The sequence below is a fragment of the Bacillus sp. EB106-07-01-XG149 genome (assembly GCF_058791555.1).
The window spans coordinates 411,350-437,565 of record NZ_JBYTDP010000003.1; the positions used below are offsets into that span (position 1 = coordinate 411,350).

34 protein-coding genes and 1 pseudogene are annotated in these 26,216 nt (G+C 34.8%); 20 read left to right on the forward strand and 15 right to left on the reverse strand.

The genetic code is table 11. The features are described 5' to 3' along the window. The first annotated feature begins 40 nt into the window (after positions 1 to 40). From nrdF to AC3WTA_RS14430, 7 genes are all read left to right on the forward strand, one after another. On the forward strand, positions 41 to 1,009 hold the full coding sequence (gene nrdF, locus AC3WTA_RS14400) for a class 1b ribonucleoside-diphosphate reductase subunit beta (RefSeq protein ID WP_001203019.1): 969 nt from the start codon (positions 41 to 43) through the stop codon (positions 1,007 to 1,009). 216 nt (positions 1,010 to 1,225) lie between these two features. Next, the gene (locus AC3WTA_RS14405) at positions 1,226 to 1,606 is read left to right on the forward strand and encodes a GntR family transcriptional regulator (RefSeq protein WP_000687513.1); all 381 of its coding nucleotides are present in this window, start codon (positions 1,226 to 1,228) and stop codon (positions 1,604 to 1,606) included. Then, positions 1,603 to 2,301, forward strand: a complete 699-nt coding sequence (locus AC3WTA_RS14410; RefSeq protein WP_000137713.1) for an ABC transporter ATP-binding protein — start codon at positions 1,603 to 1,605, stop codon at positions 2,299 to 2,301. The genes AC3WTA_RS14405 and AC3WTA_RS14410 overlap by 4 nt, the downstream gene beginning before the upstream one ends. After that, positions 2,298 to 3,092, forward strand: a complete 795-nt coding sequence (locus AC3WTA_RS14415; RefSeq protein WP_000647930.1) for a hypothetical protein — start codon at positions 2,298 to 2,300, stop codon at positions 3,090 to 3,092. Before AC3WTA_RS14410 ends, AC3WTA_RS14415 begins: the two co-directional genes overlap by 4 nt. Before the next feature lie 14 nt (positions 3,093 to 3,106). Then, a complete protein-coding gene (locus AC3WTA_RS14420) occupies positions 3,107 to 4,009 on the forward strand; it encodes an ABC transporter ATP-binding protein (protein ID WP_000528799.1) in 903 nt (300 codons plus the stop codon). Beyond that, on the forward strand, positions 4,009 to 4,785 hold the full coding sequence (locus tag AC3WTA_RS14425; RefSeq protein ID WP_000475441.1) for an ABC transporter permease: 777 nt from the start codon (positions 4,009 to 4,011) through the stop codon (positions 4,783 to 4,785). Before AC3WTA_RS14420 ends, AC3WTA_RS14425 begins: the two co-directional genes overlap by 1 nt. 194 nt (positions 4,786 to 4,979) lie before the next feature. Next, positions 4,980 to 5,993 carry a CPBP family intramembrane glutamic endopeptidase gene (locus tag AC3WTA_RS14430; RefSeq protein WP_000558815.1) on the forward strand — a complete coding sequence of 338 codons (1,014 nt, stop codon included), beginning with the start codon at positions 4,980 to 4,982 and terminating at the stop codon, positions 5,991 to 5,993. 29 nt (positions 5,994 to 6,022) lie between these two features. On the opposite strand, the gene AC3WTA_RS14435 is transcribed toward AC3WTA_RS14430, so the two are convergent. Together AC3WTA_RS14435 and AC3WTA_RS14440 are read right to left on the reverse strand one after the other, a co-directional pair. Continuing rightward, positions 6,023 to 6,205 (reverse strand): DUF3913 family protein, encoded by a 183-nt coding sequence (locus AC3WTA_RS14435; RefSeq protein WP_000707104.1) that lies wholly within the window; start codon positions 6,203 to 6,205, stop codon positions 6,023 to 6,025. Between the two features lie 100 nt (positions 6,206 to 6,305). Further along, complete coding sequence (locus tag AC3WTA_RS14440; protein ID WP_001175491.1) at positions 6,306 to 6,758, reverse strand: Lrp/AsnC family transcriptional regulator; 453 nt, start codon at positions 6,756 to 6,758, stop codon at positions 6,306 to 6,308. Between the two features lie 63 nt (positions 6,759 to 6,821). On the opposite strand from AC3WTA_RS14440, the gene AC3WTA_RS14445 reads away from it, so the two are divergent. From AC3WTA_RS14445 to AC3WTA_RS14455, 3 genes are all read left to right on the forward strand, one after another. Beyond that, a complete protein-coding gene (locus tag AC3WTA_RS14445) occupies positions 6,822 to 7,313 on the forward strand; it encodes a carboxymuconolactone decarboxylase family protein (RefSeq protein ID WP_097860091.1) in 492 nt (163 codons plus the stop codon). Beyond that, on the forward strand, positions 7,306 to 7,860 hold the full coding sequence (locus AC3WTA_RS14450) for a cysteine hydrolase family protein (RefSeq protein ID WP_000184441.1): 555 nt from the start codon (positions 7,306 to 7,308) through the stop codon (positions 7,858 to 7,860). Before AC3WTA_RS14445 ends, AC3WTA_RS14450 begins: the two co-directional genes overlap by 8 nt. An 85-nt stretch (positions 7,861 to 7,945) precedes the next feature. Further along, the gene (locus tag AC3WTA_RS14455) at positions 7,946 to 8,344 is read left to right on the forward strand and encodes an SseB family protein (protein ID WP_000435201.1); all 399 of its coding nucleotides are present in this window, start codon (positions 7,946 to 7,948) and stop codon (positions 8,342 to 8,344) included. Positions 8,345 to 8,371: 27 nt separating this feature from the next. Here the strand turns inward: AC3WTA_RS14455 and AC3WTA_RS14460 are convergent, their stop codons facing one another. Beyond that, complete coding sequence (locus AC3WTA_RS14460) at positions 8,372 to 9,292, reverse strand: S66 peptidase family protein (RefSeq protein ID WP_492332917.1); 921 nt, start codon at positions 9,290 to 9,292, stop codon at positions 8,372 to 8,374. Positions 9,293 to 9,407: 115 nt separating this feature from the next. Here AC3WTA_RS14460 and AC3WTA_RS14465 point away from each other — a divergent pair, with 115 nt between their 5' ends. Then, positions 9,408 to 10,502: an NAD(P)H-dependent flavin oxidoreductase gene (locus AC3WTA_RS14465; RefSeq protein ID WP_000495246.1), complete on the forward strand. Its 1,095-nt coding sequence runs from the start codon at positions 9,408 to 9,410 to the stop codon at positions 10,500 to 10,502. A gap of 17 nt (positions 10,503 to 10,519) precedes the next feature. Here AC3WTA_RS14465 and dltD read toward each other — a convergent pair whose 3' ends face one another. The 5 genes from dltD to AC3WTA_RS14490 form a co-directional block, all read right to left on the reverse strand. Next, on the reverse strand, positions 10,520 to 11,695 hold the full coding sequence (dltD, locus tag AC3WTA_RS14470) for a D-alanyl-lipoteichoic acid biosynthesis protein DltD (RefSeq protein WP_001030275.1): 1,176 nt from the start codon (positions 11,693 to 11,695) through the stop codon (positions 10,520 to 10,522). Further along, entirely contained in the window at positions 11,692 to 11,931 is a 240-nt protein-coding gene (gene dltC, locus AC3WTA_RS14475; RefSeq protein ID WP_000807310.1) for a D-alanine--poly(phosphoribitol) ligase subunit DltC, read from the reverse strand. The genes dltD and dltC overlap by 4 nt, the downstream gene beginning before the upstream one ends. Before the next feature lie 68 nt (positions 11,932 to 11,999). Beyond that, entirely contained in the window at positions 12,000 to 13,166 is a 1,167-nt protein-coding gene (gene dltB, locus AC3WTA_RS14480; RefSeq protein WP_088106965.1) for a D-alanyl-lipoteichoic acid biosynthesis protein DltB, read from the reverse strand. After that, positions 13,163 to 14,677 (reverse strand): D-alanine--poly(phosphoribitol) ligase subunit DltA, encoded by a 1,515-nt coding sequence (dltA, locus tag AC3WTA_RS14485; RefSeq protein WP_492332918.1) that lies wholly within the window; start codon positions 14,675 to 14,677, stop codon positions 13,163 to 13,165. The genes dltB and dltA overlap by 4 nt, the downstream gene beginning before the upstream one ends. Before the next feature lie 12 nt (positions 14,678 to 14,689). After that, entirely contained in the window at positions 14,690 to 14,836 is a 147-nt protein-coding gene (locus tag AC3WTA_RS14490) for a teichoic acid D-Ala incorporation-associated protein DltX (RefSeq protein ID WP_000440293.1), read from the reverse strand. Between the two features lie 328 nt (positions 14,837 to 15,164). On the opposite strand from AC3WTA_RS14490, the gene amaA reads away from it, so the two are divergent. From amaA to AC3WTA_RS14515, 5 genes are all read left to right on the forward strand, one after another. Continuing rightward, positions 15,165 to 16,334 (forward strand): N-acyl-aliphatic-L-amino acid amidohydrolase, encoded by a 1,170-nt coding sequence (gene amaA / locus AC3WTA_RS14495; RefSeq protein ID WP_070168571.1) that lies wholly within the window; start codon positions 15,165 to 15,167, stop codon positions 16,332 to 16,334. A 226-nt stretch (positions 16,335 to 16,560) separates the two neighbouring features. Then, positions 16,561 to 16,737 (forward strand): hypothetical protein, encoded by a 177-nt coding sequence (locus AC3WTA_RS14500; protein WP_064476703.1) that lies wholly within the window; start codon positions 16,561 to 16,563, stop codon positions 16,735 to 16,737. Next, positions 16,730 to 17,176, forward strand: a complete 447-nt coding sequence (locus AC3WTA_RS14505) for a flavodoxin (protein ID WP_000041146.1) — start codon at positions 16,730 to 16,732, stop codon at positions 17,174 to 17,176. The genes AC3WTA_RS14500 and AC3WTA_RS14505 overlap by 8 nt, the downstream gene beginning before the upstream one ends. Before the next feature lie 24 nt (positions 17,177 to 17,200). Next, positions 17,201 to 17,974: a hypothetical protein gene (locus tag AC3WTA_RS14510; protein WP_048561412.1), complete on the forward strand. Its 774-nt coding sequence runs from the start codon at positions 17,201 to 17,203 to the stop codon at positions 17,972 to 17,974. A 98-nt stretch (positions 17,975 to 18,072) separates the two neighbouring features. Beyond that, positions 18,073 to 18,234, forward strand: a complete 162-nt coding sequence (locus AC3WTA_RS14515; protein WP_064476702.1) for a hypothetical protein — start codon at positions 18,073 to 18,075, stop codon at positions 18,232 to 18,234. Positions 18,235 to 18,236: 2 nt separating this feature from the next. On the opposite strand, the gene AC3WTA_RS14520 is transcribed toward AC3WTA_RS14515, so the two are convergent. Beyond that, positions 18,237 to 19,139: an aminoglycoside phosphotransferase family protein gene (locus AC3WTA_RS14520; protein WP_070168572.1), complete on the reverse strand. Its 903-nt coding sequence runs from the start codon at positions 19,137 to 19,139 to the stop codon at positions 18,237 to 18,239. Positions 19,140 to 19,244: 105 nt separating this feature from the next. Between AC3WTA_RS14520 and AC3WTA_RS14525 the strand changes: the two genes are divergently transcribed. Beyond that, positions 19,245 to 19,742, forward strand: coding sequence for a hypothetical protein (locus AC3WTA_RS14525; protein WP_000746043.1), 498 nt, complete (start codon positions 19,245 to 19,247; stop codon positions 19,740 to 19,742). Positions 19,743 to 19,805: 63 nt separating this feature from the next. Here AC3WTA_RS14525 and AC3WTA_RS14530 read toward each other — a convergent pair whose 3' ends face one another. The 3 genes from AC3WTA_RS14530 to AC3WTA_RS14540 form a co-directional block, all read right to left on the reverse strand. After that, positions 19,806 to 19,955 (reverse strand): hypothetical protein, encoded by a 150-nt coding sequence (locus tag AC3WTA_RS14530; RefSeq protein ID WP_000744621.1) that lies wholly within the window; start codon positions 19,953 to 19,955, stop codon positions 19,806 to 19,808. A gap of 18 nt (positions 19,956 to 19,973) precedes the next feature. Then, a complete protein-coding gene (locus tag AC3WTA_RS14535) occupies positions 19,974 to 20,147 on the reverse strand; it encodes a hypothetical protein (RefSeq protein ID WP_000343561.1) in 174 nt (57 codons plus the stop codon). Between the two features lie 69 nt (positions 20,148 to 20,216). Then, positions 20,217 to 21,581: an MATE family efflux transporter gene (locus AC3WTA_RS14540; RefSeq protein ID WP_000665397.1), complete on the reverse strand. Its 1,365-nt coding sequence runs from the start codon at positions 21,579 to 21,581 to the stop codon at positions 20,217 to 20,219. A gap of 181 nt (positions 21,582 to 21,762) precedes the next feature. Between AC3WTA_RS14540 and uppP the strand changes: the two genes are divergently transcribed. Then, complete coding sequence (gene uppP, locus AC3WTA_RS14545; RefSeq protein ID WP_000796250.1) at positions 21,763 to 22,554, forward strand: bacitracin resistance undecaprenyl-diphosphatase; 792 nt, start codon at positions 21,763 to 21,765, stop codon at positions 22,552 to 22,554. A gap of 29 nt (positions 22,555 to 22,583) precedes the next feature. Here the strand turns inward: uppP and AC3WTA_RS14550 are convergent, their stop codons facing one another. Both AC3WTA_RS14550 and AC3WTA_RS14555 read right to left on the reverse strand, forming a co-directional pair. Then, positions 22,584 to 23,171: a thioredoxin family protein gene (locus AC3WTA_RS14550; RefSeq protein ID WP_002070995.1), complete on the reverse strand. Its 588-nt coding sequence runs from the start codon at positions 23,169 to 23,171 to the stop codon at positions 22,584 to 22,586. Between the two features lie 33 nt (positions 23,172 to 23,204). Continuing rightward, positions 23,205 to 23,636 (reverse strand): YrvL family regulatory protein, encoded by a 432-nt coding sequence (locus AC3WTA_RS14555; protein ID WP_492332919.1) that lies wholly within the window; start codon positions 23,634 to 23,636, stop codon positions 23,205 to 23,207. Between the two features lie 162 nt (positions 23,637 to 23,798). Between AC3WTA_RS14555 and AC3WTA_RS14560 the strand changes: the two genes are divergently transcribed. Both AC3WTA_RS14560 and AC3WTA_RS14565 read left to right on the forward strand, forming a co-directional pair. Then, positions 23,799 to 24,218 (forward strand): MarR family winged helix-turn-helix transcriptional regulator, encoded by a 420-nt coding sequence (locus tag AC3WTA_RS14560; protein WP_000081441.1) that lies wholly within the window; start codon positions 23,799 to 23,801, stop codon positions 24,216 to 24,218. Between the two features lie 136 nt (positions 24,219 to 24,354). Beyond that, positions 24,355 to 24,510, forward strand: a complete 156-nt coding sequence (locus tag AC3WTA_RS14565; RefSeq protein ID WP_000184929.1) for a hypothetical protein — start codon at positions 24,355 to 24,357, stop codon at positions 24,508 to 24,510. Between the two features lie 23 nt (positions 24,511 to 24,533). Here AC3WTA_RS14565 and AC3WTA_RS14570 read toward each other — a convergent pair. Beyond that, a pseudogene (locus tag AC3WTA_RS14570) lies at positions 24,534 to 25,769 on the reverse strand (dicarboxylate/amino acid:cation symporter). Between the last annotated feature and the right edge of the window lie 447 nt (positions 25,770 to 26,216).

Sequence of the window (26,216 nt, forward strand, 5' to 3'; positions counted from 1 at the left end):
TTATCAATTTTTCATGTTTATTTAGAGAAGGGGCGATTGAATGCGTGCGGTAAACTGGAACAAAAAAGAAGATGATTTTAGTTTAATGTTTTGGAAGCAAAACATCGCTCAGTTTTGGACAGAAGAAGAAATCGCGGTATCTTCTGACAAAAATACTTGGGCACAATTATCAAAAGAAGAGCAGGTTGCTTATAAGCGTGTATTAGGTGGTTTAACACTTTTAGATACGAAACAAGGTGGCGAAGGGATGCCACTTGTACTTGTTCATCTTGAAAATTTACAAGCGAAAAGTGTATTAGCTTTCATGGGAGCTATGGAAGAAGTACATGCGAAGAGTTACAGTCATATTTTCACAACGTTAGCTACAGAAGAAGAAATTGATGATATTTTTGAATGGGTAGACAATCATCCATTACTTGAGAAAAAAGCTGGTATTGTTACTAGTTACTATCGTCGTTTATTAAAGCCTGAAGTAACGAAAAAAGAGTTATACATGGCAATGGTAGCAAGTGTATTTTTAGAAAGTTACTTATTCTATAGTGGATTCTTCTACCCACTTTACTTAGCAGGTCAAGGTAAATTGACGGCAAGTGGTGAGATTATTAACCTAATAATTCGTGATGAGTCAATTCACGGCGTATTCGTCGGTATTTTAGCACAACAACTCTTCGCAGAACTTTCTGCAGAAGATCAACAAGAAGTGCAAAAAGAAACACAAGAGTTATTAATGGAACTATATGAAATTGAAATGGCATACACAGAAGAAATTTACACTTCTATCGGTCTTGTAGAGGATGTAAATCGTTTCGTTCGTTACAATGCGAATAAAGGACTTATGAACTTAGGACTTGAGCCGAAGTTTGAAGAAGAAGAAATTAACCCAATCGTTTTAAATGGTTTACGTACAGATACGAAAAACCATGATTTCTTCTCTGTAAAAGGGAATGGTTACGTAAAAGCAACGAACGTTGAAAAGTTATCTGACGATGACTTCGTGTTTAATTTTTAATATACGATCATAAAGAAAAGCTGTCTTATTCATTGATAAGACAGCTTTTCTTTATGGATTTGTTTACATAACACTATTATTTTCGTATAACGATTTTCGTTAAAAAAGTTCTATCCATTAGCTGGATAGAACTTTTTTGTAATTAAATGGGTATTTACAATCCTTTTGTATCGGTGTATTATTTAACTAGTACACCAATACAAAAGGAGGGAAGAAATGAAAATAGAGTTTTCTCCAAATACACCAATATACATTCAGGTAATGGAATACATAAAAAAAGAAATCGTAACAGGACATTTATTGCCTGGTGATAAAATTCCCTCTGTACGTGAATTAGCGAGTGAATTACAAGTAAATCCAAATACGATTCAGCGTACATTTCAAGAGCTAGAACGGGATGGGGTTGTTGTAACACGTAGAGGAATGGGTCGATATGTAACGAATGAAGGGGAGAAAATTATGGAGCTGCGAAAAGAGATGGCGAAAGAATTACTTCATTCTTTTATAGATGGAATGGACAATTTAGGTTTTTCAGAAGAAGAAATTCTTACAATCCTTCGTTCTTCATTACATGAGAAGAGGGAGGAGAGCGAATGACAGAGTTATTAAAAATAGAAAACTTATGGAAGAGATACGGATTAAAAGCAGTGATCCGTGAATTAAACATAGAGATTACGGAAGGGAAAATTATAGGACTCGTCGGAGATAACGGAAGCGGGAAAACGACGTTATTGAAAATGATTGCCGGTCTGCAGCATCCTTCTGAAGGCAGTATTACAATCGCTGGTAAAAAAGTAGGATTAGAAACGAAAGAAATTGTTTCTTTTATGTCGGATAAACCAGTATTTGATGATTGGATGACGGTAAAAGATTCTTTATTCTTCTATCGAGATTTTTATAAAGACTTCGACATTCAAAAAGCGGTAGATACGATTGCGGAATTTAAAATACCGTTAGAAGAAAAAATTACAGCTTTATCAAAAGGTATGGTTGAAAAGCTACAAATTATTTTAACATTTTCGAGGAAAGCAAAGTTATACGTACTAGATGAACCGCTTGGCGGAATTGATCTTGTTTCTAGAGAACACGTATTAGAACTTATTTTACAGTTTTATCGCGAAGATTGTACGATTTTAATTGCAACACATTTAATTGGAGAAGTGGAAAATATTTTTGACGAAGTAATCTTTTTAAAAGATGGTGAAAGTGTACTGCATGAAAATGTAGAGGAATTACGTTTCCAACGAGGAAAAGCTGTCACAGATGTGTTTAAGGAGGTGTTTAGTAGATGAAGGCCAGTTTAATATATATGTACAATGCGAATAAAAAACAAATTTTCATTTCGTTATTGTCATTCATATTTATTGCAGCTGTCGCTTTTGTAAGTATGGGGAATTATATTAAACAAGAATCAGGAGAAGTAAGGCAAATGATTACAATTGCTTTAGTATTCTTAGTTTATTTAATTTTTGCGGTATTAGTATTTCTGCAGGCGATGTCTGCGTTTGGGAAAATGACTGAAAGTAAATTATTTCGGTTAACACCGATATCTGGTAAAAAAATTGTTTTAGCAATATTGTCATATGCAGCAATTAGCTTAATGTGTTTTGAATTAATAGGTGCTATGTTTTTCTATAGTATCTCGATGAAAGTAATAAAAGGTACAGAACTCCATGAATTGTTATTTACCGAAAGTACACTTACGCTAGATATGGTAAAGCAGTTATTTAGTAGCGTGTTATATGTATTTAATTTATCAAGTATATTGTTAGTCTTACTTTTTATAGTAGCTGGTGTGAAAGTATTTTCTTTGAAAAAGAAAAAAATGGAGTACGTAATTATTTTCTTCCTATTTTTACTAGTAACGAAAGTAATCAATCTGATATATGAAATGCTGGGCCGACTTGCGCCTATACCTACTTTTATTAAAAAATTAGTTTATATAGATGAATCGGCGGATATGAATCTCATATTATATCCAGAAAGACTTATGAATTTATATAGTCTTACTTTTTCAATCGGTATATTTGTTCTACTTGTTTATATAACAGGTCGCATAATCGATAAAAAACTAGAAGTCTAAAGGAGGAATCGACATTGGGAAACGTAGTAGTAAAGTTAGAGAATGTTCGAAAAAAGATTGGTGGAACGGAAATTATCCGCGGTTTATCATTTGAAGTTCGCGAAGGGGAAGTGTACGGGTTTCTTGGACCGAACGGTAGTGGTAAAACGACGACAATTCGTATGATGACAGGTCTTATATCAATGACAGAGGGCGATATTACAATTTGTGGTCATAGTATTCGCACGGAGCGTGAAAAGGCGCTAGAGCAAATTGGAGCGATTGTAGAAAATCCTGAACTATATGATTATATGACTGGAATGCAAAACTTAAAGCATTTTGCGAATATGGCAATTACACCAATTAGTAAAGAGCGCATTGCTGAGATTGTAAAGCTTGTCGAATTAGAGCATGCGATTCATAAAAAGGTGAAAACATATTCACTTGGTATGAAACAACGTTTAGGAATTGCACAGGCATTACTTCATCAGCCAAAAATCTTAATTTTAGATGAGCCAACAAATGGATTAGATCCAGCTGGTATTCGCCAAATTCGTGATTATTTACAACGTTTAGCGAAAGAAGAGAATATTGCTGTAATCGTATCAAGTCACTTATTAAGTGAAATTGAACTAATGTGTGATCGCGTCGTTATTATTAAGCAAGGTGAGTTTGTGCAGGAGTACAACTTACACGAACAAGCGAAACACGATGAGACAGTAGTTGTAGCATTTGAAGTAGATCAAGTACAGAAAGCAAATGAAATCATTAAAGGTAAGACGCAAGGAAATGTAATTGCAGTATCTGTAATGAAAGAAGAAATCCCACAACTTGTAAAAAAACTTGTGAATGACGATGTGCTTGTATACGGAGTTACTGTTCAAAATAAAACGTTAGAGGATGAGTTCTTAGCGATTACAGGGGGAGTGAAAGCGTAATGTTTAAATTAATTCAAAATGAATTTTTAAAGTTACATGCGAAAAAAGGTATGTATATTTTAATTGGTGTCATTGCAGTATTGGAGATTTTGGGAGTTTTAGCGATGCTGAAATGGGGAGACGGAAGTGAATTTAAAGGATCATATTTAGATTTTGCAAGTTCAGAGATTGGTTTAATTACTTTGTTTGCAACAATTTTTGGGATTACGATTGCTTCTCGTATGATTACTGATGAGTTCCAAAAAGGTACAATTAAGCAGTTATTAATCCGTCCAAGAAAACGAATTACAGTTTTATTCTCTAAATATATTACAGTGTTACTTACTATAGTGTTTATCATATTTGCTAGCACTTTAATTGCAATGATTATTGGTGGAATTGTAATGGATGGTAGTAAAACAGAATTAACGGTAGGAATCGTAATGAAATCTACTTTATATCAAGTACTTTCACCGTTCTTCTTTGCAACACTTGCATTTTTCTTAGCAAACGTGTTTAGAAAGTCTGTATTACCATTAATTATTACGATGTTCCTCTTCTTCTTACAAGGACCAATTAATATGGTACTGATGATGTTTGCAAAAGGTGTAGCGAAATTTGTAGTGTTTTTCCATTTAAATTTAAGTGTGTACGATAGTAATAAACTAGTAAGTGGTGGAACGGAACCAACATTTACAGAGTTTACATTTACAACTTCATTATTACTTGTAGCTGCATACTTTGTTGTATTACTTGTAGCATCAAGTGCATTATTCCAAAAACGTGACGTATTATAATAGAAGAAATCCCCGCTTGTAAAAACGGGGATTTTTATTACATAACTTTCTCGTAGATTTCAATTGAAAGAAAAGAATGATTACTATATATGTTGTTCAAAAGTGTTTGAGACAAACAGGAAGAATTTCAACTATATTCATATTATAATTTAGTTATCACACCATTTATTTTACTATCTTTGGGGGTGTTCTATATGCACTATGCATTTTCACGTATAAGACTACGTAGCTTTTTTGGATGGATGATTATAGGGGTGTTCCTTACGATGATTCCATTAGGTCTATCAAATGTTTCTGAGAATACGATGGAAGTTATTTCACAAATAACATTATTTTTTGTATTTCCGTTATTTTGGTTATACGTAAAAACAAATAAAAATAATGTTGTATTTAACAGTTTTTTTGATAAGCCAGGACGTTTACCGTGGGGATTAATTGTATTAGCAACGATAATGGGAATGATTTTTTCAGTTGGTATATCTCATATTCAATTTTACATATTAGCACATACGTTACCGAATTTCTTAGTTACTATGTTAGAAGACGGAAATATTATTAACACGAGTAACGTATATATGACGATATTTACTTTCATTTCAGCATGTGTATTAGCACCTATTATGGAAGAGGTTATTTTTAGAGGCTTCTTTTTACAGCGCATGGCTTATAAATGGGGCATTAAAAAAGCTGTAATCGTATCTTCACTTATTTTTGGTCTAGGACATTTTGATGTTATTGGTGCGTTCATGTTTGGTGTTGTAATGTGTCTTTTATACATAAAGACGAAAAATATATGGACGAATATCGCTGTGCACGCTCTAAATAATTTAATTGCAACAAGTATGCAATTTGTCGGTGGAGAAGAGAGTAGCGCAATCTCAATTACTGAATTACAAACACAAAGTAATTTATGGATCGGTATCGGTCTTACAGTTGTTGGGTTACTTTGGTTAATTCCTTACGTTTGGAAGCAATGGCGTACAGTAAAAGAAGTAGGTGTGCCACCAGTACGCTTTATAAATGAGGAAAAAGTAGTGAGTGCATCACAAGAAAATGAAGTGTATAGTCAAGTAATTGTAACAGATAGACTGATGGCTGTAGAGCTACCAGATGAGGCTGTAAATAAGCTTCGATTAGAAGAAAATGATTATGTAACAGTATCTGTAGAAGAAGATAAAATTGTTATAAAGAAAGCACAGGATAGATAATTAAAAAGTAGCTCCTAAAGAGCTACTTTTTAATTTGTAATAATTTCTACACGAAAATTATTACCGTTCTTTACATATTTAATATCTGTAACGATACGGACTGTTTTTAAAATCTCCACTTTTTCACCAATTCGAGGGATAGTGGGAACATTATCCCAAATGCCAAGCAAGTCGTCTAATTGTGCCGTTTTTTCATAAAACCAGATTTTCAATGTAAAGCCCCTTTCTCGAACTTTATGTATTTTAATACATAATATATTATTTTTATTCTTAATGTAAGGGGTTTTTAAATGTTTTTTGAATAAAAATAAATTAAGCTTCTGGGAAGATATGTTCAATATCAGGAGTAAGAGATACTTCTGATAATACGATATGAGAAACTGTCGTTGCATATGAAGAAACATCATTGATAAAATCTTCAAGTTCAACGAGTGAAGGAACAGAAATTTTTACAATGTAGCATAAGCTTCCTGTTACTCGGTAACAAAAACTTGCAGATGGATAAGACTGAATAAACTGTTGCATACGTGTTGTATCACCATTTTTTAAAGTGATTTCTAAAATACAATCTAAAACAAGTCCTGCTTTTTTATAATCGATATCAATTGTGTACTTTTGAATCACGCCTTCACTTTCAAGTTTGCGAACACGTTCTGCAGTAGACGGAGCAGATAAGTTTACTCGTTTCGCCAATTCACGCATGGAAAGGCGACTATCATTATATAATTCATTTAAAATCTTTCGATCGACACGGTCTAGTTGCATTTGTAAATATACCTCCAGTAAAATAATAATTTTTGTAAAGGAAAAATATAAATTAAGATTCATATGAAATGTAAAGTGAACTTTATTTATTTTACAATAAAACGGAAGGAAATAGGAGGGGAAATGATGGAGAGAATTTCATTATCAAATGTAGGAGTTACAAAGTTTCAAAAGTTATTAGGGCATAATCCAGATCTATTACATTCATGGAGTATGGTAGAGAATACACTGTACAATAAAGGAACACTTTCAGCAGAGTTGAAGGAGCAAGTGAGAAGAACATTAGCGTACGGGAATGAATGTCCGTACTGTATGGCAAAGGGAAGACCTGATGATATGCAAAAAGTAGAAGAAATGAGTGTAGCAGTTACTTTTGCACATACATTTGTTCATGATAAAAAGGCAATAGATGATAATATGTTTCATGCATTGAAACAATATTGGACGGAAAAAGAAATTGTAGAGCTTTGCGCTTATATTTGTTTTATTACTGCGTCACAACAACTTGGTTTTCTGTTTCAATTACAGCCGAATGAAGGAGAAAATGATGACTAATCAAATAGCACTTATTATAATTGATGTACAAAAGGCGTTTCAGTTACCATACTGGGGCGAGAGAAATAATCTTTTTGCTGAAGAAAACATGAGAATGTTATTAGCAGAATGGAGAAAAAGGAAACGACCAGTTTTTCATATTAAACATGTAAATAAAGAAAATGCTCAATCGATGTTTTATGAAGGAGCGGAAACGGTGAACTTTAAAGAAGAGCTGAAGCCATTACCAGGTGAAGTGATTATTCAGAAATCTGTTAACAGCGCGTTCATTGGGACAAATTTAGAAGAGCAATTAAGAGAGAACAAATGTAATGCAGTAGTGGTTGTAGGATTAACGACAAATCATTGTGTGGAGACTACGACACGAATGGCAGGAAATTTAGGATTTACAACGTATTTAGTGAGTGATGCACCGGCTACTTTTAACCGTAAAGGTCTAGATGGTAAAGAGTATAATGCAGAGGATATTCACAATATGACACTTGTAAATTTACATGAAGAGTTTGCTACGATTGTAACGACAAAAGAAGTGTTAAAATTATTTTAAGAAAATAATTGCGAATTATGTAGAAAAAAATAAGAATATTTCGTATAATTTAAGTACAATCATTTTGAAATAGGGGTGGCATCATATGGAGCAAATTCCGGTAAAGAGAATAGAAGAAGTACTTGTTGTAGCAGGGGACGATAAACAGAAGCAAAAGGAATTTTATGAATTGCTCTTATCTACTGAGTTTTATGTTGCTGGTTCACTAGAAGCAGAGGACGGGGCAACAGAAGGAATACTTCGTTTGCGTCATTTCCAAGGAGAGGGTAGATGGATTGTTCCGTTCTTTACACAAATGGAATTTGTAAAAGACGTGTTGCCAGAAGGAACGCCCCTTATTACGATACGTGGAAAAGAATTATTTGGTAGCATTGAGAAAGATGCTACAGCAGTATTAAATGTTGGCACTGATATAAGTAAAACATTTATTCCAGAAGAAGTTGCAGATATCGCATCTGGACGAATTTTTAATTATTATAAATAAAAGGAAAAGCGGAATCGCTTTTCCTTTTTAATTTGAATACGGATTGGCTACGCCAGAAGAAATAGAGAGTGTTTTATTATTTGTATTTATTGTCGCTGTAGCTCCAAGAGGAATCCCGATGTTTGGGCTTATATGTCCAATCGGTAAACCGAATAGAACAGGTATATGATATGGTGCGAAATATTCATATAGTATTGTTTGCAATGATTGAGATGGTTTAGAAGGAGTGCAGTCGTGACAACTTGTAAAAATAATACCGCTACATTCATTAAACTTGCCAGATAAAAGTAGCTGATTTAACATACGGTCAATGCGATACGGTTCTTCCCCAATGTCTTCAAGTAATAAAAGTTTATTAGCAGTATTTATCTCATAGGGTGAGCCAATTATACTCGTTAATACAGTTAAATTTCCTCCCGCCAATGTGCCTGTAACTGTACATGGAGAGGTAGGTACGATACATTCTGAAGCAGATAAGATGGTTGAATACGGATGGAATAGTTGATTGAAAGAAGATAAAGAAAGAGAATCTACACCTTTACCTAGTTCTTCAACCATTGGACCATGAAAAGTAACAAGCTTTGCATAACGTGAAAAGGCCGTATGTAAAGCTGTAATATCGCTATATCCCCAAAAGATTTTTGGATTCTGCTGAATGATTTCATATTGAATGTGAGGGAGGAGACGAGCACTTCCGTAACCACCTCGTGCACAGAAAATGGCCTTTACTTCATTATTTGTAAATGCTTCATGTATATCATCGAGCCGAACTTGATTACTTCCAGCTAAATATCCATATTTCTCATAAACACTCTTCCCGATTACTACAGATAAACCCATTTCTTGTAATAGGGTTACCCCTTTTAATACATTTTCAATTATTGGTGGGCCGGCCGGTGCAATAACCATTACTGTATCACCTTGTTGTAACGCATTTGGATATATCATTGTTTTTAGCCTCCTTCCCTTTCAATATATTCGCTTCCTATGAAGTTCAACCCTTGTAAAAGAAGGGGAAAGTTTGTCAAATAAAGAAGATATAAGGGGAATAGGAGGAGAAATGATGTTTACAAGTCGCGTAATAGATCTATTACAAATTAAGTATCCCATCATTCAAGCAGGTATGGCAGGTGCGATTACGACGCCTGAGCTTGTTGCAGCTGTAAGTAATAGCGGAGGACTAGGAACGCTTGGAGCAGGCTATATGAGCCCTGAGCAAATTCGTGAAGCAATTAATAAAATAAGGGAACGAACTGATAAGCCTTTCGGTGTTAATTTACTGTTAACGAAAGAGATACAAATAGAAGAAGAGAAGATAAACTTGGCCAAGGGATTACTTAGCGGAGTGAATAGAGAATTCGGTATAGAGGAAGAAGAGCAGTTAAAGCTTCCAAAAAGTTATAAAGAACAATTACAAGTGTTAGTAGAAGAAAAAGTGCCAGTCGTTAGCTTTGCATTTCAAATGTTAGAAAAAGAAGAAATAGATGAATTGAAAAGAAGAGAAATCAAAGTCATCGGAACAGCTACTCATGTGGCAGAGGCGAAAGTGCTTGCTGAATTAGGAGTAGACATTATTGTCGGTCAAGGTAGCGAGGCAGGAGGGCATAGAGGAACGTTTATTGGGAAAGAACAGGACGCTATGATTGGGACGTTTGCATTAATTCCGCAGTTAGTAGCAGCAGTCCCGCATATCCCAATTGTTGCAGCAGGTGGTGTAATGAACGGACAAGGGCTTGTTGCGGCATTTTCACTGAGGGCAGAAGCTGTTCAAATGGGATCGGCCTTTTTAACGAGTGAAGAAAGTATTACGCATGATGTGTATAAAGAAGCAGTTTTACATAGTACAGATACGAGTACAACTGTGACCCGTGCGTTTTCCGGGAAATATGCGCGGGGTATTCGTAATGAATTTATAGAGAGACATGAAGGGAAAGAAGAAGGGCTTCCGATGTATCCAGTGCAAAATGTATTAACCTCTAAAATACGCCAAGAAGCAGCAAAACAAAATAAAGGAGAATACATGTCGCTTTGGGCAGGGCAAGCGTCATCATTAGCACGAATAGAATCAGCTCAGCATGTAGTGGAGCGAGTTATGAAAGAAGCAGAGAACGCAATCGAACAATTACAAAATATATATAGAAAAAGACCACTTGAATAATTCAAGTGGTCTTTTCGTTAGTTTGCTTTATAAAATTGTTGGATGGCCTCATCGATATAAACCCAGCCTTTCCAACCTAAGTGCATATGATCTTTTAAGAAGTATTTATCATACTCATGATTTGAGAAGTCAGCAATTGGATAGCCAGCTTTCTCAATTTGCTCATGAACTTTCTTGTAGTACAATTCGCGACGTTCTTTCGGGAAGCCAGCGTAATCGTACCAAGGACCTTTTACAGGAACAGAAATGAAGAGTGGTTTTGCACCAGATTGTTTTAATAAATCAAGTACAATTTGTAAATCTTCATATTCTGGCGATTGATCATAAGCATCATTTTTTAAGTAGCCTTCACGTTGCTTCAATTTCTTCTTAATTTTGCTATTGAAGTAATCATCTTCGATACCATATTCGTTAGATCCTGATTCTACTGCACCAGTTTGATCTGCATGTTTACGAGCCTCGTCCCAATTCATTTGTTTTAATGAAGGGTCAAGTTTTTCTTTATGCGGTTTAATATCAAACATTGCTGTAAATAAATCTTTACGATCTAAAATGTTACGATAAATATAAGCGAAAGGTTTAGCAGCAAGTGCTTTTACTTTATGCTTTGTATCATCATAAACGATACCTTCAAGCGAAATTTTTAGTAAAGTTTCTTTCTTGACGATTTCAAAGTTTAATAAACGTTTTGCAATTTGCTTTTTCATTTCAGGCTTTAAATCATCATTGAAAAGCAAGTGATAGCCTTGTTGTTTTGAAAAGTTAGGTGCAAAGTGTGTTTCATCAATACCTTGTGGTACAAACCATTGAGGAGAAAGAACGAATACCATTTTCTTATCCTTCAATTGATCCATAGTAGATGCAAAGTTTAACACATGTACAAGGTCTTGTGTTCCCCCGCGTCCAAGTAGGAATGGTGTGAACCCTTCAGGCTTTACTTTGAAATAATTTGATGGATGGAAAGCATCCATACGTGCGAATTCTGATGAACCGTACATCGGAAGGTATTTCGGGTCTGCTAACATCTTTTGCTGTAATATCATACTTTGAATCTTTTCTTCTTTTAAAGAAGTGGCAGCTTGTTCTACTTTTTCATCACTTAAAAGTGGAAGTAGGAAGCGCGTTGGAATAAGTAAGAATACAGCAAAAAGGGCCAATGCTAAAAGCATCGGACCAAATTTTGCTTTGTTCATCGGATTTCTTCCAACTTCTTAATAACCATGTTTGGTGTAGCCCACTCGTCACGGTCAAAATCAGAAATAGAAACTTCAATATCTAAACGCTCTTGGAATTCAACTAATAAAGATACTACAGCGAAAGAATCAAGAATACCTTCTTCAAATAATTGAACATCTAAGTTTTCTTTCACAATATCGTTTTCACATACTTCTTCTAAAATATCTAATACTTGCTCTTTAAATTCTGCCATTTTTAAAATCTCCTTTATATCCGAAATATATTATATGTGCAACTTCTTACTAGTATAAGAAGGGTGCATTAAAAGTATCTGTTAAGGTGTCCAGAGAAAATTAGGAAACCGAAACATACAACGTGGAACGTAATTACAATCGCAAGGACATGTGTAAATTTATTGTTTGGCCAAAACTTATGCTTCTTGTTTTTTCGCTCGAAAATATCGAATAAAATAAACAGTGCGGCATGATATAGACCATAAATAACATACTGCGCAACAGCGCTTCCTTGGATGTGCCAAATTCCCATGATGAAGAAGTTTAAAAATGCACCGATATACGAAATTGTGTAGCGGTTTTTAATTAACTTTTTCTTCGTTGCAAAAAAGACGAAACGCATGTAAATAAAATCACGGAACCAGAATGATAAACTCATGTGCCAGCGGTTCCAGAAGTCTTTAATGTTACGACTAAGGAATGGCTTATTAAAGTTTTCAGGAGTTTTAATTCCCATCATGTAACTGATACCAATTACGAACGCACTATAACCTGCAAAGTCAAAGAATAATTGCATGCTAGTAGCGTACATAAAAATCGCATTAGATAAAAGTGTATCTTGATTGGCGAATACTGCCTTTACAAGATATGTTGTTATCAAGTGCGCAATTATAAATTTATACAGAAAACCTTGGAAAATACGGTTAAGCCCTGTATATAGTAACTTTTGATATTCCTCAGCGCTAGGTGGCTTTTGGATATCTTTTTGGAATCTACGGTAACGATCGATAGGTCCACTTGAAATCGCAGGGAAGAATAAAACGAATTCCCAGAAATTAAAGAAGGAAAGTTCTTTAATTAAATTATCACGAACTTCAAAGACCATTTGTACTGCTCTAAATGTTACGTAAGACATACCTGCGAAAACAATAAAATGTAATTCAGGCACAAATGGTGCGATTTTTGCCAAAATAAGTGGCAAAATCGATAAAATAACAGCTATACAAAACATGAATGTACTATTATTTTGTTTTCTTAAAATTAAATAGCCTTTAATTAGGGCATATTGCCAAATAATAAATGCGGCTAACATAATCGCTTGCTTCGGTTTATCCGAGAAGATAATAACGAGCATTACTAATGTTAAAACGGCATTATATTTACGCAACATTTTACCTTTTAGTCCAGCTATGATAGTAGGTATTAATAAAATGCCCACTATAGCGAAAAAATAAAATGATCCATATGCGGTCATGCTGTAACCTCACTCAATAATTTTTTGCGATCTACCTTTCCATTTGGTGTCATTGGAATAGAAGATTGATACATGAATTTACGTGGAATCATGTAGTTTGGTAATCGCTCATTGAGTTCTTTTTTAATTGCAGATGTTAATTTGAATTCTTTTTCAAATGAATGTTCGCCAGGAACAACAACCGCTAATAAATAATCGTATTTCTCACCTTTTTTAATTGGAACGATAACTGCTCCTTCTACGTAAGAACACGCACGAAGGTGATGCTCAATTTCTTCTAATTCCATTCGATAACCATGCAGCTTAATTTGGAAATCAAGACGACCATTATAGAATAGAAGACCATTTTCAACATAGCCAGCATCGCCTGTTTTATAGGCGCGCTCACCGTCAATCATAGTAAATGTTTTTTCTGTTAATTCAGGACTTCCTAAATATCCAACACTTACGCTTGGACCGACAATTACGATTTCACCTTTTTCACCATCAGGTGCAAGCGTACCATCTTCTTTCATAATAAGAAGGCGGCAATCTGATTTACAGTAGCCAACTGGAAGTGATTTGTATTGATCAAGCACTTCTTCTGTAACGTGAATACCTGTTACAGCGACAGTAGCTTCTGTTGGACCGTACGTATTCATAATTGTCGCTTTCGGGAAACGCTCAATTAATTTTCTAGCTACTTCATTTGGTAACACTTCACCGCAGAATAAGAATGTTTTCATGTTCGGTAGCATACTCTCAGAGAAAGATGCTTCCATTAAACACATCTCTGCGAAAGATGGTGTTGAAGTCCATACTTGTATATCCGATTGCTCTAAAGAAGCAAACAAGTCTTTTGGACGTGCAATCATATCTTTATCGATTGCCCAAAGTGTACCACCTGTTACTAAGGATGGGTAAATATCCATGACAGATAAATCGAATGAGAAAGGTGCTTGGTTTAAGAATACTTGTCCTGTTTGTAAGTTGAAATCTTCTACAGCCCATTTTGTAAAGCTTACAAGGCAGTTATAAGTAATCTGAACCCCTTTCGGATTACCTGTGCTTCCTGATGTGTAAATAATGTAGAAGTTCTCATCACCTTTTACCGCATGTTCAGGATTTGGAGTGTTCCCTTTATGAGTAAAGAAAATATCTTTTAAGTTGTCTTCACTTACAATGCGAACTGGTAAATCAGTTACAGTTACTTCAGTTCCTGATAAAAGTAGTTTCGCACCAGAATTTTCAGCGATACGTTGTACACGATCAGCTGGGATAGATAAATCTACAGGAATATAAGCGTGTCCAGCTTTTACACATCCTAAAAAGTTAATAATCATTTCAGGTTGCATATGGCCATACACCATAATTGGTGAACGATCATCTGGATACTCAGAAGAAATCCAATGTGCTAACGCATCAGAATCTTCCTTTAATTGTTTGTACGTAATTTTCGCATCTCGCCAAACAAAAGCAGTTTGATCAGGCGTTTCAATAGCCCACTTTTCAATTTGTTCTAATAACTTCATAACGTTCCCACCCTAAAATTCGTTGTAAATAAATGTACTTGTGTTTGTATCATGGAATCCATACAACCAAAGTAATGCAAATAAAATTGCAAGGTAATAAACCGTCTTTGCAACCCATTGTGTGAGTGGTCGAGACCATATCTCTTTTAATCTTTCCATGTCTTTCCCTCTCTTAATGAAATGATAGCTCTTTGTAGGTATCATGTCCTACATTATTGTGAAAAAAACAAAATTCCACATTTTAGGTAAAAATAAGTCAAAAGGCTCTTTTCTGATATTAGCACTAAATACTAAAAAAGAAAATCCCTAACTTAGCAATTATATTACATTCAGCATGAATTTGTAACGGGTTTGACATGTAAATAGGAAGTGGATTGTGTGAATGTATAAAAGTGGTCTGGGAGAATGTATAGAAATGTAATATTTGTTTGAGTTTTTCATAGTTAATGTATGAATTGTTAAAGTTTCATAAGAGGAGGAATTTCTGATGAAGAGGATGTGGAAGGATCTTATTTCAGAAGAAAACATTATTAAGTGGAGACAGCATTTTCATAAATATCCGGAATTATCATTTCATGAAAAAGAAACTTCACAATTTATATATGATACATTATGTTCATTTTCTTCTTTTGAAGTAACGAGACCGACGAAGTATAGTGTACTAGCAATTAAAAGAGGGACGGGACAAGGGAAAGTAGTTGCGATTCGAGCTGATATAGATGCTTTACCAATTCAAGAAGAGACAAGGAAATCTTATACGTCTGTGAATAAAGGAATGATGCATGCATGTGGGCATGATGCTCACGCAGCTATTTTGTTAAGTACAGCGGAGGTGCTATCAAATATAAAGGAAGATTTCGTAGGTGAGATTCGTCTCTTCTTTCAGCACGCAGAAGAGGTGTATCCTGGCGGGGGACAAGAAATGGTTGAGGCAGGCGTGATGGATGGTGTTGATTATGTAATAGGTTTACATGTTATGTCTGGATTGGAGAGCGGGAAAATCGGAATTGCGTATGGACCGATGATGGCGGCACCAGACGTATTTACAGTTGAAATTCAAGGGAAAGGAGGGCATGCGGCGAGGCCAGAAGAAACGATAGATCCTATTGCTATCGGAGCGCAGATTATTACAAATTTACAACATATCGTATCAAGAAATACAAGTGCTTTCATGCAAAGAGTTGTTTCAGTTACGCAGTTTCATGGGGGAATGGCTGATAATATTATTCCTAATGCAGCAACTTTAATGGGAACTGTGCGTTCTTTTAATCAAGCGTTAAGAATAGAAGCAGAAGAGAAAATTGAGCAAATCGTGAAAGGAATCACAAAGGCACATGGAGGAAAGTATACATATACGTATCGATACGGATATGATCCGGTTATTAATGATGAATATATTACGAAAGTAGTAGAAGAAAGTGCACTACATTTGTTTGGGAATGAGCGTGTTGTGAAGCTTGAACCTTCTATGGGAGGAGAAGATTTTTCAGCATATTTAAGAAAGGCACCGGGTTGCTTCATTAAATTGGGGACGGGGAATGAAAAGGTAGATACTTGTTATCCGCATCATCATCCGAAATTTGATGTAGATGAATCAGCTTTAATTTATGGAGTGGAATTATTTTTAGAGACAGCGATAAGACTACTAAAATCATAGAAAAGTATAAAAAAAGGCAACTGCGCTCTATCGCAGTTGCTTTTATTTCTTTCCGTCAGAGAGGGCTGAGAAAGAACTATGCTCATTTATAGTATATGAATAGCTAACGGACAAGCTTGTACATTTTAATCATTTTTTAAAAAATAGTTATTGACATTGATAATCACTGTCAATTAATCTAAGGGTAGTTGAAATTGATAATTATTATCAATAGGATGGATGAGACATGTTAATGAGAAAAAAATTTCACCTTCTGCGGAGGGGATTAAAAGATAAAAATAAAGATGTTGATCAGCATATGGAATGGCAACGAAATGTAATTCGTTCTGAATATGTAGATGAGAAGAGTACGCTTCCAACAGAAAAAGAGATACAAGGTAAAAGGAGAGATTTAGTTGAGTAAGTTAGTAATGATTTTTGCAAGTATGAGTGGAAATACAGAGGAAATGGCTGATCATATTGCGGGTGCAATTCGTGAAACAGAAAATGAAATTGAAGTTATCGATATTATGGATTCACCAGAAGCTTCTATACTAGAACAGTATGATGGAATTATTTTAGGTGCTTACACTTGGGGAGATGGTGACCTTCCTGATGATTTCTTAGATTTTTATGATGCAATGGATTCTATTGATTTAACCGGGAAAAAAGCGGCAGTATTCGGATCATGTGATTCGGCTTATCCGAAATACGGCGTGGCGGTTGACATTTTAATAGAAAAGCTACAAGAGCGCGGAGCTGCAGTTGTGTTAGAAGGACTAAAAGTAGAATTAACGCCAGAAGATGAAGATGTAGAAAAATGTTTACAGTTTGGAGCTGAATTTGTAAAACACCTTTCTTAATGGCAGAAGGGAGATGAAGAGCAAGTGCATGAGAAAATCGCAATCAAAACGATGACAGATTATCATTTGTATGATTTTATGCGTTGTCCGCATAAATTTTATTTCCGTCATATAAAAAGAAGAGAACCTTCTTCATTTGAATGGCAACAAATCGCACAAATGATTGTGAATCGAATTATTAATGAATATTACACACTACCTGCGGGCCAACAAACGAAAATCGTACTTTTAATATTAATAGAAAAGTATTGGAAAAAAGTAAGGATTAATATGTTTGCTTCAAAGACGGAGTATTATATTGTGTTAGCGAAGTTAACGGATCACTTATTACAGTTTGTTGAAAGAGATGATAGTCAGACACCGCCGTTATTTTTATATGAAAAATTTCAAACATATATGGAAGAGTTAGGTGTCCACATGTCATTGACATTAGAAGTTGGTGAGTGGAGTACTGAGTCGTTTGTAATTAAAAAGTATGTTGTCGATGCGGATGAGGAAATGCTTGCTCTTTGTCAAAAGTTAATGACAGTATTCAGTTATAAAGCTTTCGGAATTCTTCCCGGAAAAATTGAAGTTATTAATTTAATAGAAGGAACTAAGTATGAGTACATTCCGAAACAGGAAGATATTATAACTGGCATGGCTGATTTATCTAGAATGAAAGAAATGTTGCAACAACCTGAGCATTATACAGAGCGTCATTTTCGTTCTGAGTGTATGAGTTGTGCGTTTCGTAGGGAATGCCAAGGGGAAGAAGTAAAGAAAGAAGCGAAGCAGAAGAAAAATATCGTACATTAAAGGATGCAATTTTGCATCCTTTTTTGTTATTGACATGAAAAGCTTTTCATCATTTACCGTATATTTGTAGCAGATTTTAATAAAGGGAGGAATAATCAATGGAAGATGAAATGAAAGTATTTCAATGGTTAAAAGAACAGAATGCTCCTTTTGGGATTCAACTACAAATTTTACAAGCATTTCAACTGTATAAAGTCATTGTTGAAATGGATAAAAAGTTAATGATGTATGAGGAAAGAGAGTATAGGGAGAGAATATAATCTCATCCCTGTAGTATTAGTTTCAGTTTTTTAGTACCTGCTAGGAATTCAAGTTCATTCTTTGTTTCAAAGTTATAAATAATATTATGTAGTAAAGGGCTGTACCGATAAAAACTCGTGATGCGGTGAATGAGTAATGGATCATGGTGTGAAGTAAGTGTACAGTATTGTTCATATACTGATGTAGTAAATTCATGCCCGAAATCATAATATAGCCCAGCAAAGTCAAAGGCGGGATCTCCAATTTGAGCATCACCCAAATCGATAATCCCTGAAATATCTTTATTTTGGTTATCAAATAAAATGTGATGATGTGTAAAATCAGCGTGAATAATTGTATTTTGAAAAGTGGTTGTATCGATACAAGTAAAGAAATTTTCGAACAAACGATTTAAAGATGATTGCTGGAACGAAGTAAGACTATTAGTAACATACTGATTTAACTTAGTTTGTAGCTTTTTCCAGTAGGTAAGTGTTTTTTCAACAGGGAATCCTAACGTTGTACCTTGTTTTAAAGGAATACTATGTAGGGTCGCAAGGAAGGTAGCTAATTGTGTAATAATTATTTTCAGTTCTTTATCCTCAAGCTTAATTACTATGTCTGTTTTTAATGGTTCACCATGAATGAGAGTATAGTAACTACAAAACGGAATAGTATCAGTATCTTTTCTATAGAATAGGTGATACTGTGGAACCTCAATTTCATGTAGTGAATAAGAGAGACATGTGCATAGTTCTTTTTCTAACGGAATGCGCATTGCATATTCCTGTTTTCGCGGGAAACGAAACAGTAACTCATCATTTACGATAATAGCTACATTATCCCACCCTTCTTCATTTTGTTTATAGGAGTGTATAGAAAGATTAGGCAAAGCTTCTTTTATATATTGTTTGTAAGAGTCCATCATTGTTCCTCATTTCAAAGTTAAGTTATTCCACTTCATGATATCAGAATTTTCTTTCTATATGTTAAAATATAACTATCATTATGAAGAGGGAGCGGGATTGTTATGAAGAAAAGAATACTAATCACTTCTTTATGTATCGCTTTTGGAGTGTTTTGGTCATATAAAGAGGCGGTTTTTGCTAGTTATAAACCGATTGATCAGTACGGGTTAAATAAGGGATTACAGAACAAAAGTATAGAAACTTTAACTCATAATGAAATGAAAAAGGTAGGAGAACATTTTGTGACAGAGCAACTATCAGTGTTTGAGTTTAATAATAAAGAAGATGTGAAACGAAAAGGTGAAGAAATATTTTTTAATAGAGGGTATGATCGATTAATAGAAAATTATTATCCAAATCGTTTTCAGGATTTAGAGTATAAATTTATAAACGAGGATATACGTGAAGTGACGGATGAAAGTTTTCTCTATAAAACTGTAGCATACGTTGCGGGTACTGAAAATGGTAAGAGAAGCGAAATGAAATTGAATTATGAAATGAAAATTGTAAAGGTTAATAATATATTTAAAGTGTTAGAACAAAAACAGTACGTACAATAAAGTGAAACATGAATGAGTGCCACAAATAGCCGATAAAAAAATCCCCCAGTTCTTTGAGGGATTCTAAAGATTTTCATTTTGTTGACCAAGTTCTTTTTGAGCAATATATAAATTTCCTTGCTCGACTTGTTTCTGAGTAAGAACAGAATCACCCGCATATCCTTTTTCTGTTTTTACAGTTCTTTTTGAACGATTGGAATTTTGTTTCTTCATATAATAGACCACCCTCCATCAAAAATAAACGAAAATGATGAGTACGAGTAACACAGCGGCAAAAATGGTAATGCCCATTAAAAACGAGGTGTTTTTATATTTAGGTGTCTTATGTACATCTTGCCGATATCCAGGTGAAATTTCAGGGGCGAATTCTTCATCGAATGATTGCTTTTTTTCTTTTTCGTCCATATGTATCCACCTTTCTTTTTCATTATGTTATACGTTCAAAGAAAAAATATGCATAAAGAAAACCGCCCTCTATCGTGAGCGGCGGTTTTCTGTTGTATATTTTCTTTGAACTTGAAAGAGACGGACAAGAAGGAAGGTGGCACCAAATGCTAGACCGATAATAAGACCGATCCAATATCCTTTTGCTGCCCAGTCAGTGTAAGTTGCTAATATGTAACCGAGAGGGAGACCTATTACCCAATAAGCGATTAATGTCATAATTAAGGAAACATTTACGTCTTTATAACCACGTAGTGCCCCTTGTACAGGAGTTGCAATTGCATCTGAAATTTGAAATAAAATCGCAAATATAAGAAATTCTTTTGCTAAATGATGAACTTGTATATCTGTCGTATAAATAGAAGCAATTGCATCATCAAAGAAATAGAGAAGAATTGAATATAATAGGGCGAATGCAAGTGCTAAGCCAATCCCGATAAATCCATATTGTTTTGCGTTATTGTATCGCTTTGCTCCAACTTCGAATCCAACAGCGATGGTCATTGCCATTGCTAAACTTAAAGGAGTCATATATAACAAGGAAGCGAAGTTCATAGCTGCTTGATGAGCTGCGATTGTTGTCGTACTAAAATTACTCATCATAAGTGTCACCGCAGCGAAAATACTTGTTTCAAAAAAGATAGCAAATCCAATAGGGACGCCAAGTTTTAAGAATTCAGTCCAACTTGAAAGAGAAGGACGATATAATTGTTTAAAGATATTGAAAGATGCGAAAGGTTCTTTCGTACGAATAATAATAACGGTAATAATTAAAATGCACCAATAGGTTGCTGCAGAAGCAATTGCCGCTCCAACACCACCGAGTTTTGGAAAACCGAAATGACCAAAAATTAATACATAATTTAATACTACGTTAATTGGTAATGATAGTAATGTAATGATCATCGTTGTGCGAGTTTTTCCTAATGCATCAATAAACCCGCGTAAAACAGTGTAAGTAAATAAAGGGATAATTCCAATTGCAATAATACTTAAAAATTGTGCCGCAATACGTTCCACAGGTTCTTCCAGGCGCATGCCGTTTAAAATAGGTGAAACAGCGAAGAAACCGATAAGGATGACCACGAAACTAGCACAAATTGCTAAATATACTGCTTGTATGACAACTTGGGGAACATCCTCTTTTTTCTTGGATCCAATGAGCTGTGCAACAATTGGAGTGGTAGCCATTAAAATTCCTGTTAATCCGGTACTAACGGGAAGCCATATACTTGTTCCGATAGCAACACCCGCTAAATCAATAGGACTTGCGTGCCCTGACATTGTCGTATCGAAAAAACTCATTGCAAATAATGACATTTGCGTTACGAAAATCGGGAAAAATAGTAATACAAATTGCTTTAATTTTTGTGAGAATGAATTAGTTTCTTTCATAAAATCCCCTTTCCGCTAAAAAAACAAACTCTTACTATCATACAATTTAATCAAAAAATAGAAAAGAAATACGCGCATACAACATGTACAATCAATAAAAAAAGGATGCACTTTAAAAGGGGATAAGGTATTATGATAAGGTGTGAAAAATTACATATTCGTTATTAAGGAGGCACTACTCGTGGCTGATTGGTTAATTGGAATAATCATGGGGGCTGTTGAAGGTTTAACAGAGTTTTTACCAGTTTCATCAACAGGACATATGATTTTAACAGGTCATTTACTTGGATTTGACGACGAGAGAGCGAAAGTTTTCGAAGTTGTTATTCAATTGGGATCGATTTTAGCAGTTGTTGTTATATTTTGGAAGCGTCTATGGTCTTTAGTAGGTATAGGGAAAGTAACAGAGGGACCATCGTTAAATTTATTACATATTATTATCGGGATGATTCCTGCCGGCGTACTTGGCGTATTGTTCCATAGTGCGATTAAAGAAGTTTTATTTGGGCCAGGCCCAGTTGTCATCAGTTTAGTGGCTGGTGGTATTTTAATGATTGTTGCTGAGAAGTTTTCGAAACCAAGTACAGCAAGAACATTAGATGAAATCACATATAAGCAAGCTTTTACAATTGGAATGTTCCAATGTTTAGCGCTTTGGCCAGGATTTTCTCGTTCTGGTTCTACAATAAGTGGTGGTTTATTAGCTCGCGTGTCACATACAGCGGCGGCTGAATATACATTTATTTTAGCAGTACCAATGATGGTAGCTGCAAGTGGTTTAGATTTAATTAAAAGCTGGGATATATTAAGTGCGGCTGATATCCCGTTATTTGCAACAGGATTTATTACAGCATTCGTTGTTGCGATGCTTGCAATTGTTTCATTCTTAAAATTATTAGGTCGTGTAAAACTAACACCGTTCGCTTACTACCGTTTCATTTTAGCTGCGGTATTCTATTTCTTCATTATGTAATAAAAAAACTGCCGAGTTCGGCAGTTTTTTTATTTTACTACTTTTTCCATCATGCTTTCCATTACATGTTCCCAAAGAGAAGTATCATCCGCTAATGTAGCACGGAAATTAGCGTACATTTCTTTTTGTTTTTCTTCGAATGTTGGATCTTCTTTTTCAGGTAATGTAGCGCGCATTGAAGTTACTAACTCTTGTACTTTTGGAGCGCGTGGTCCCCAAACGGCTTGTTCATTTCCATCTTTATCAATGAAAATAAAAATTGGAATGGCACGTGCTGTTCCATTTGTTAAATATTGATCCATTAATTCTAAGTTTTCATCGCGAATTAATAATCTCATATCAATATTTGCAACTTCAGAAATTCGTTTCATAACAGGTACGCATAAAAGAGCGTCACCACACCAATCAGCTGTTAATACGATAACACGCCAGCCATCATTTTGGCGTTCTTCTAATACAGGAAGTAATTCATTTGGAATTAAAAAGTTATTGTAAATGTGCAGTAGCTCGTATTGATTTACTTTCATTTCATTCACATATGTATCAAAGGACATACCTTTATCAGCCCATTGTTGTAAGTTCATAAGTAACACCTCTTTAGTATGATTTGTTTTCATTGTACCAATTTTTATATAGAAAAGCTTGTATTCTTACTCCTTCTTGTCACTTAATAATTTATTTAATAGGAAAAGGAATAGTACGACACATAATTCAGCAATGTTGGACAGTTGAACACTCTCTACCCAATCGTCGGCAGTATGAATGACGAACCAATCTAGCGTAATTTCAATGATTGCAAAAAGAGTAATAGCCAGCCAATTTGGCATGTTTTTTGTCATTGGATATAGCAACGCCTTGAGGAAACCGAAGATAAAGAATGTAATACCGTCTAAGAAAGTGATTAATAAAAAAAATAGAAGTAAAGCAGTGCGTGATCTATACTCTATACCTGTAATATGAAAGATTCCTACATATACAAAGAATATAAATGCAAAAATTATAATGAGAAACAGAATAACAAAACCAATAATCAAAGTCTTATCTTTTAGATTGAGATTAGAAAATTTGTCTTCTTCACTCACTATTCTATCTCCTTTTTCTGGAAATTTAATTTTATTGTATCATGAAATGTATATTAAAAAACTACGAATTATGGGGAAATAAGGTGACAAAAAGTAAGATTTCATGTAAAATTATTAATAAGGTTTTTATTTAACTAAATGAAATAAAAGGGGCTGTCAAAATTGTCTCAAAATCGAGAGCAATTAATGGAAGAACTATCGACAAATGTTTTTGCTATGTTTCGCACGTTGCGTAATGATATTGGAAAAATATTTGGTGGTTACATACCGTGGAATGAGTTCATCGTCCTTAGAATATTGAACCGTACGAATAAAGAAATGGTATCACGTGTAGCTAATGAGTTAAATGTGTCGAATAGTCATATTACAGCTGTTACAGAAAAATTAATTAATAAAGGCTTTGTAACCCGTTCACGTTCTACATCAGATCGCAGAGTTGTATATTTAGAGATTACAGAGCAAGGAAAAGATTTAGTTGCAAAAATGGAAGGGGAGAAAAAGAAATATTTACAAGAAAGATTCTCCGCACTTTCAGAAGAAGAAATGAATATAATGATAGCTATTTCTAAAAAACTTATTTAAGTCATTACAAGTAAGAAAACGCTTACGTATTAAAGGAGAAGACCTTCCCTATGTGAGGAAGGTCTTCTTTCGTATGTAAAAGATTATAAAAAAGAAAATATGTAACATACTACTAGTAAAGGAAGGGGGCAAAAATATGACAAATCGAAATGGTAGTAAAGGGAGCGGAAATCAAGGCTCACCAAAATCAGGACAATTTCAGCAAGAGTTTAGTGCGGAATTTGATACTGGTAATGATAACAAAGGAAAAGAATATCGTTCGAAAAAAGGAAGTAAATCAAAAAAGGAGTGAATCATTTCACTCCTTTTTTTTATTTAAGATGCTGCAGATTGATCTGTATTATATTTTTCTTCTGATTTTGCGACGATCATTGCACAAATTGCATCACCGGAAATATTTACAGCTGTTCGTGACATATCTAGAATGTGGTCAATACCGATAATTAAGGCAATACCTTCTACCGGTAGATTTACTTGATTTAAAACCATCGTAAGCATTACAAGTCCAACACCTGGTACACCAGCAGTACCGATACTAGCTAGTACAGCAGTTAATACGACGAAAGCTAATTGGGACATAGTAAGCTCAACTCCGTATACTTGAGCGATAAACACAGTTGCTACACCTTGCATAATGGCAGTACCATCCATATTAATCGTTGCACCCAGTGGTTGTACAAAAGAACTTATCGCTTTTGGAACACCAAGTTTTTCTTGTGCTGTTTTCATTGCAAATGGAAGAGATGCATTAGAGCTAGATGTACTAAACCCAATTGCCATTACCGGTCCGAAATGTTTAAAGAAACGGACAATGCTTTCTTTTGCTAATACCTTTAATAATCCGCCATACACGAAGACGCCGTGAATAATAAGTACTAGCATAACGACAATCATATACTTGAACATCGCAGCGACGCCTGCAAGACCCATTTTACCAACGGATGAAGCGAGCAATCCAAATGTTCCGATTGGAGCTAATTTCATAACGAGATTAACAAGATACATCATTAATTCGTTGCCCTGTTCAAGTAATGAATGGGTAACCTTGGACCCGTTTTCCTAAAATAGCTATACCGAGTCCGATTAATACGGCAAAGGCAATAATTTGTAACATGTTTCCATCAGCCATCGCTTTTGCTGGGTTATCTGGTACGATATTTAGCAATGTATCGACGAAAGATGTTTCGGTTTTTGCCCCTTCATATTTAAGCCCTTCTGTTTTAAAGTTACCGCCAGATCCTGGTTGAATAATCAGTGCAAATGTAACTGCAATAGAGATAGCAACGGCTGTAGTTACAAGAAAGAATGAAATTGATTTTAAGCCGATTCTTCCAAGTTGTTTCGGGTCTCCAAGCCCAGCAGCCCCAAGCACGATAGAAATGAATACAACAGGAACAACTAGCATTTTAATGAGGCGAATAAACAATTGACCAAGTGGATTGAACACAAATTGATTTAATGGTTCAAAATGGATGGTGCAGCTAAATTTAAAGTGAGTCCAACAACTAAACCGAGAAATAATGCAATTAAGATTGCTTTTGTTTGTTTCAATAAAACCCCCCTTATTTTTGTGAAATTGCTTTCTACATTAATTGTACCGAAAAACTACCTATTTTGACGGTATTTTCTGGATATTCCGTGTAAAAATTTGTGTTTAAATATAGATTGCTTTTGCTAAAGTAAGCAAAAAAGTTGGGGAATCTAGTTAGAAAACAAAGTAGACCATCACATAGGATGGTCAAGGAAGGGGACAATTTATGTCAATTTAATTAGGGATGGAAGCCATTCAAAGACACTGGGGAATGTCTTATAAATTAGGGAGGAACAGCTTCGGTACATATACTATAAAAGTTGGATGTGACCAGGGTGTGAATATAGAGTGAAAGAGAGAGGGAGTTTTAAATAAGAGGTAGAGTAAACAAAAAAATAAGACCATCACATAAGAGATGGTCAAGGAAGGGGACAATTTATGTCAATTTAATTAGGGATGGAAGTTGT

Excerpts from the sequence above, each read along its gene's own strand:
- nrdF (WP_001203019.1), top strand. The coding sequence starts at position 41 with ATGCGTGCGGTAAACTGGAACAAAAAAGAAGATGATTTTAGTTTAATG.
- AC3WTA_RS14405 (WP_000687513.1), top strand. The coding sequence starts at position 1,226 with ATGAAAATAGAGTTTTCTCCAAATACACCAATATACATTCAGGTAATG.
- AC3WTA_RS14410 (WP_000137713.1), top strand. The coding sequence starts at position 1,603 with ATGACAGAGTTATTAAAAATAGAAAACTTATGGAAGAGATACGGATTA.
- AC3WTA_RS14415 (WP_000647930.1), top strand. The coding sequence starts at position 2,298 with ATGAAGGCCAGTTTAATATATATGTACAATGCGAATAAAAAACAAATT.
- AC3WTA_RS14425 (WP_000475441.1), top strand. The coding sequence starts at position 4,009 with ATGTTTAAATTAATTCAAAATGAATTTTTAAAGTTACATGCGAAAAAA.
- AC3WTA_RS14430 (WP_000558815.1), top strand. The coding sequence starts at position 4,980 with ATGCACTATGCATTTTCACGTATAAGACTACGTAGCTTTTTTGGATGG.
- AC3WTA_RS14440 (WP_001175491.1), bottom strand. The coding sequence starts at position 6,758 with ATGCAACTAGACCGTGTCGATCGAAAGATTTTAAATGAATTATATAAT.
- AC3WTA_RS14445 (WP_097860091.1), top strand. The coding sequence starts at position 6,822 with ATGAAATGTAAAGTGAACTTTATTTATTTTACAATAAAACGGAAGGAA.
- AC3WTA_RS14450 (WP_000184441.1), top strand. The coding sequence starts at position 7,306 with ATGACTAATCAAATAGCACTTATTATAATTGATGTACAAAAGGCGTTT.
- AC3WTA_RS14455 (WP_000435201.1), top strand. The coding sequence starts at position 7,946 with ATGGAGCAAATTCCGGTAAAGAGAATAGAAGAAGTACTTGTTGTAGCA.
- AC3WTA_RS14460 (WP_492332917.1), bottom strand. The coding sequence starts at position 9,292 with ATGATATATCCAAATGCGTTACAACAAGGTGATACAGTAATGGTTATT.
- AC3WTA_RS14465 (WP_000495246.1), top strand. The coding sequence starts at position 9,408 with ATGTTTACAAGTCGCGTAATAGATCTATTACAAATTAAGTATCCCATC.
- dltD (WP_001030275.1), bottom strand. The coding sequence starts at position 11,695 with ATGAACAAAGCAAAATTTGGTCCGATGCTTTTAGCATTGGCCCTTTTT.
- dltC (WP_000807310.1), bottom strand. The coding sequence starts at position 11,931 with ATGGCAGAATTTAAAGAGCAAGTATTAGATATTTTAGAAGAAGTATGT.
- dltB (WP_088106965.1), bottom strand. The coding sequence starts at position 13,166 with ATGACCGCATATGGATCATTTTATTTTTTCGCTATAGTGGGCATTTTA.
- dltA (WP_492332918.1), bottom strand. The coding sequence starts at position 14,677 with ATGAAGTTATTAGAACAAATTGAAAAGTGGGCTATTGAAACGCCTGAT.
- AC3WTA_RS14490 (WP_000440293.1), bottom strand. The coding sequence starts at position 14,836 with ATGGAAAGATTAAAAGAGATATGGTCTCGACCACTCACACAATGGGTT.
- amaA (WP_070168571.1), top strand. The coding sequence starts at position 15,165 with ATGAAGAGGATGTGGAAGGATCTTATTTCAGAAGAAAACATTATTAAG.
- AC3WTA_RS14500 (WP_064476703.1), top strand. The coding sequence starts at position 16,561 with ATGTTAATGAGAAAAAAATTTCACCTTCTGCGGAGGGGATTAAAAGAT.
- AC3WTA_RS14515 (WP_064476702.1), top strand. The coding sequence starts at position 18,073 with ATGGAAGATGAAATGAAAGTATTTCAATGGTTAAAAGAACAGAATGCT.
- AC3WTA_RS14520 (WP_070168572.1), bottom strand. The coding sequence starts at position 19,139 with ATGGACTCTTACAAACAATATATAAAAGAAGCTTTGCCTAATCTTTCT.
- AC3WTA_RS14525 (WP_000746043.1), top strand. The coding sequence starts at position 19,245 with ATGAAGAAAAGAATACTAATCACTTCTTTATGTATCGCTTTTGGAGTG.
- AC3WTA_RS14530 (WP_000744621.1), bottom strand. The coding sequence starts at position 19,955 with ATGAAGAAACAAAATTCCAATCGTTCAAAAAGAACTGTAAAAACAGAA.
- AC3WTA_RS14535 (WP_000343561.1), bottom strand. The coding sequence starts at position 20,147 with ATGGACGAAAAAGAAAAAAAGCAATCATTCGATGAAGAATTCGCCCCT.
- AC3WTA_RS14540 (WP_000665397.1), bottom strand. The coding sequence starts at position 21,581 with ATGAAAGAAACTAATTCATTCTCACAAAAATTAAAGCAATTTGTATTA.
- AC3WTA_RS14550 (WP_002070995.1), bottom strand. The coding sequence starts at position 23,171 with ATGAAAACAAATCATACTAAAGAGGTGTTACTTATGAACTTACAACAA.
- AC3WTA_RS14565 (WP_000184929.1), top strand. The coding sequence starts at position 24,355 with ATGACAAATCGAAATGGTAGTAAAGGGAGCGGAAATCAAGGCTCACCA.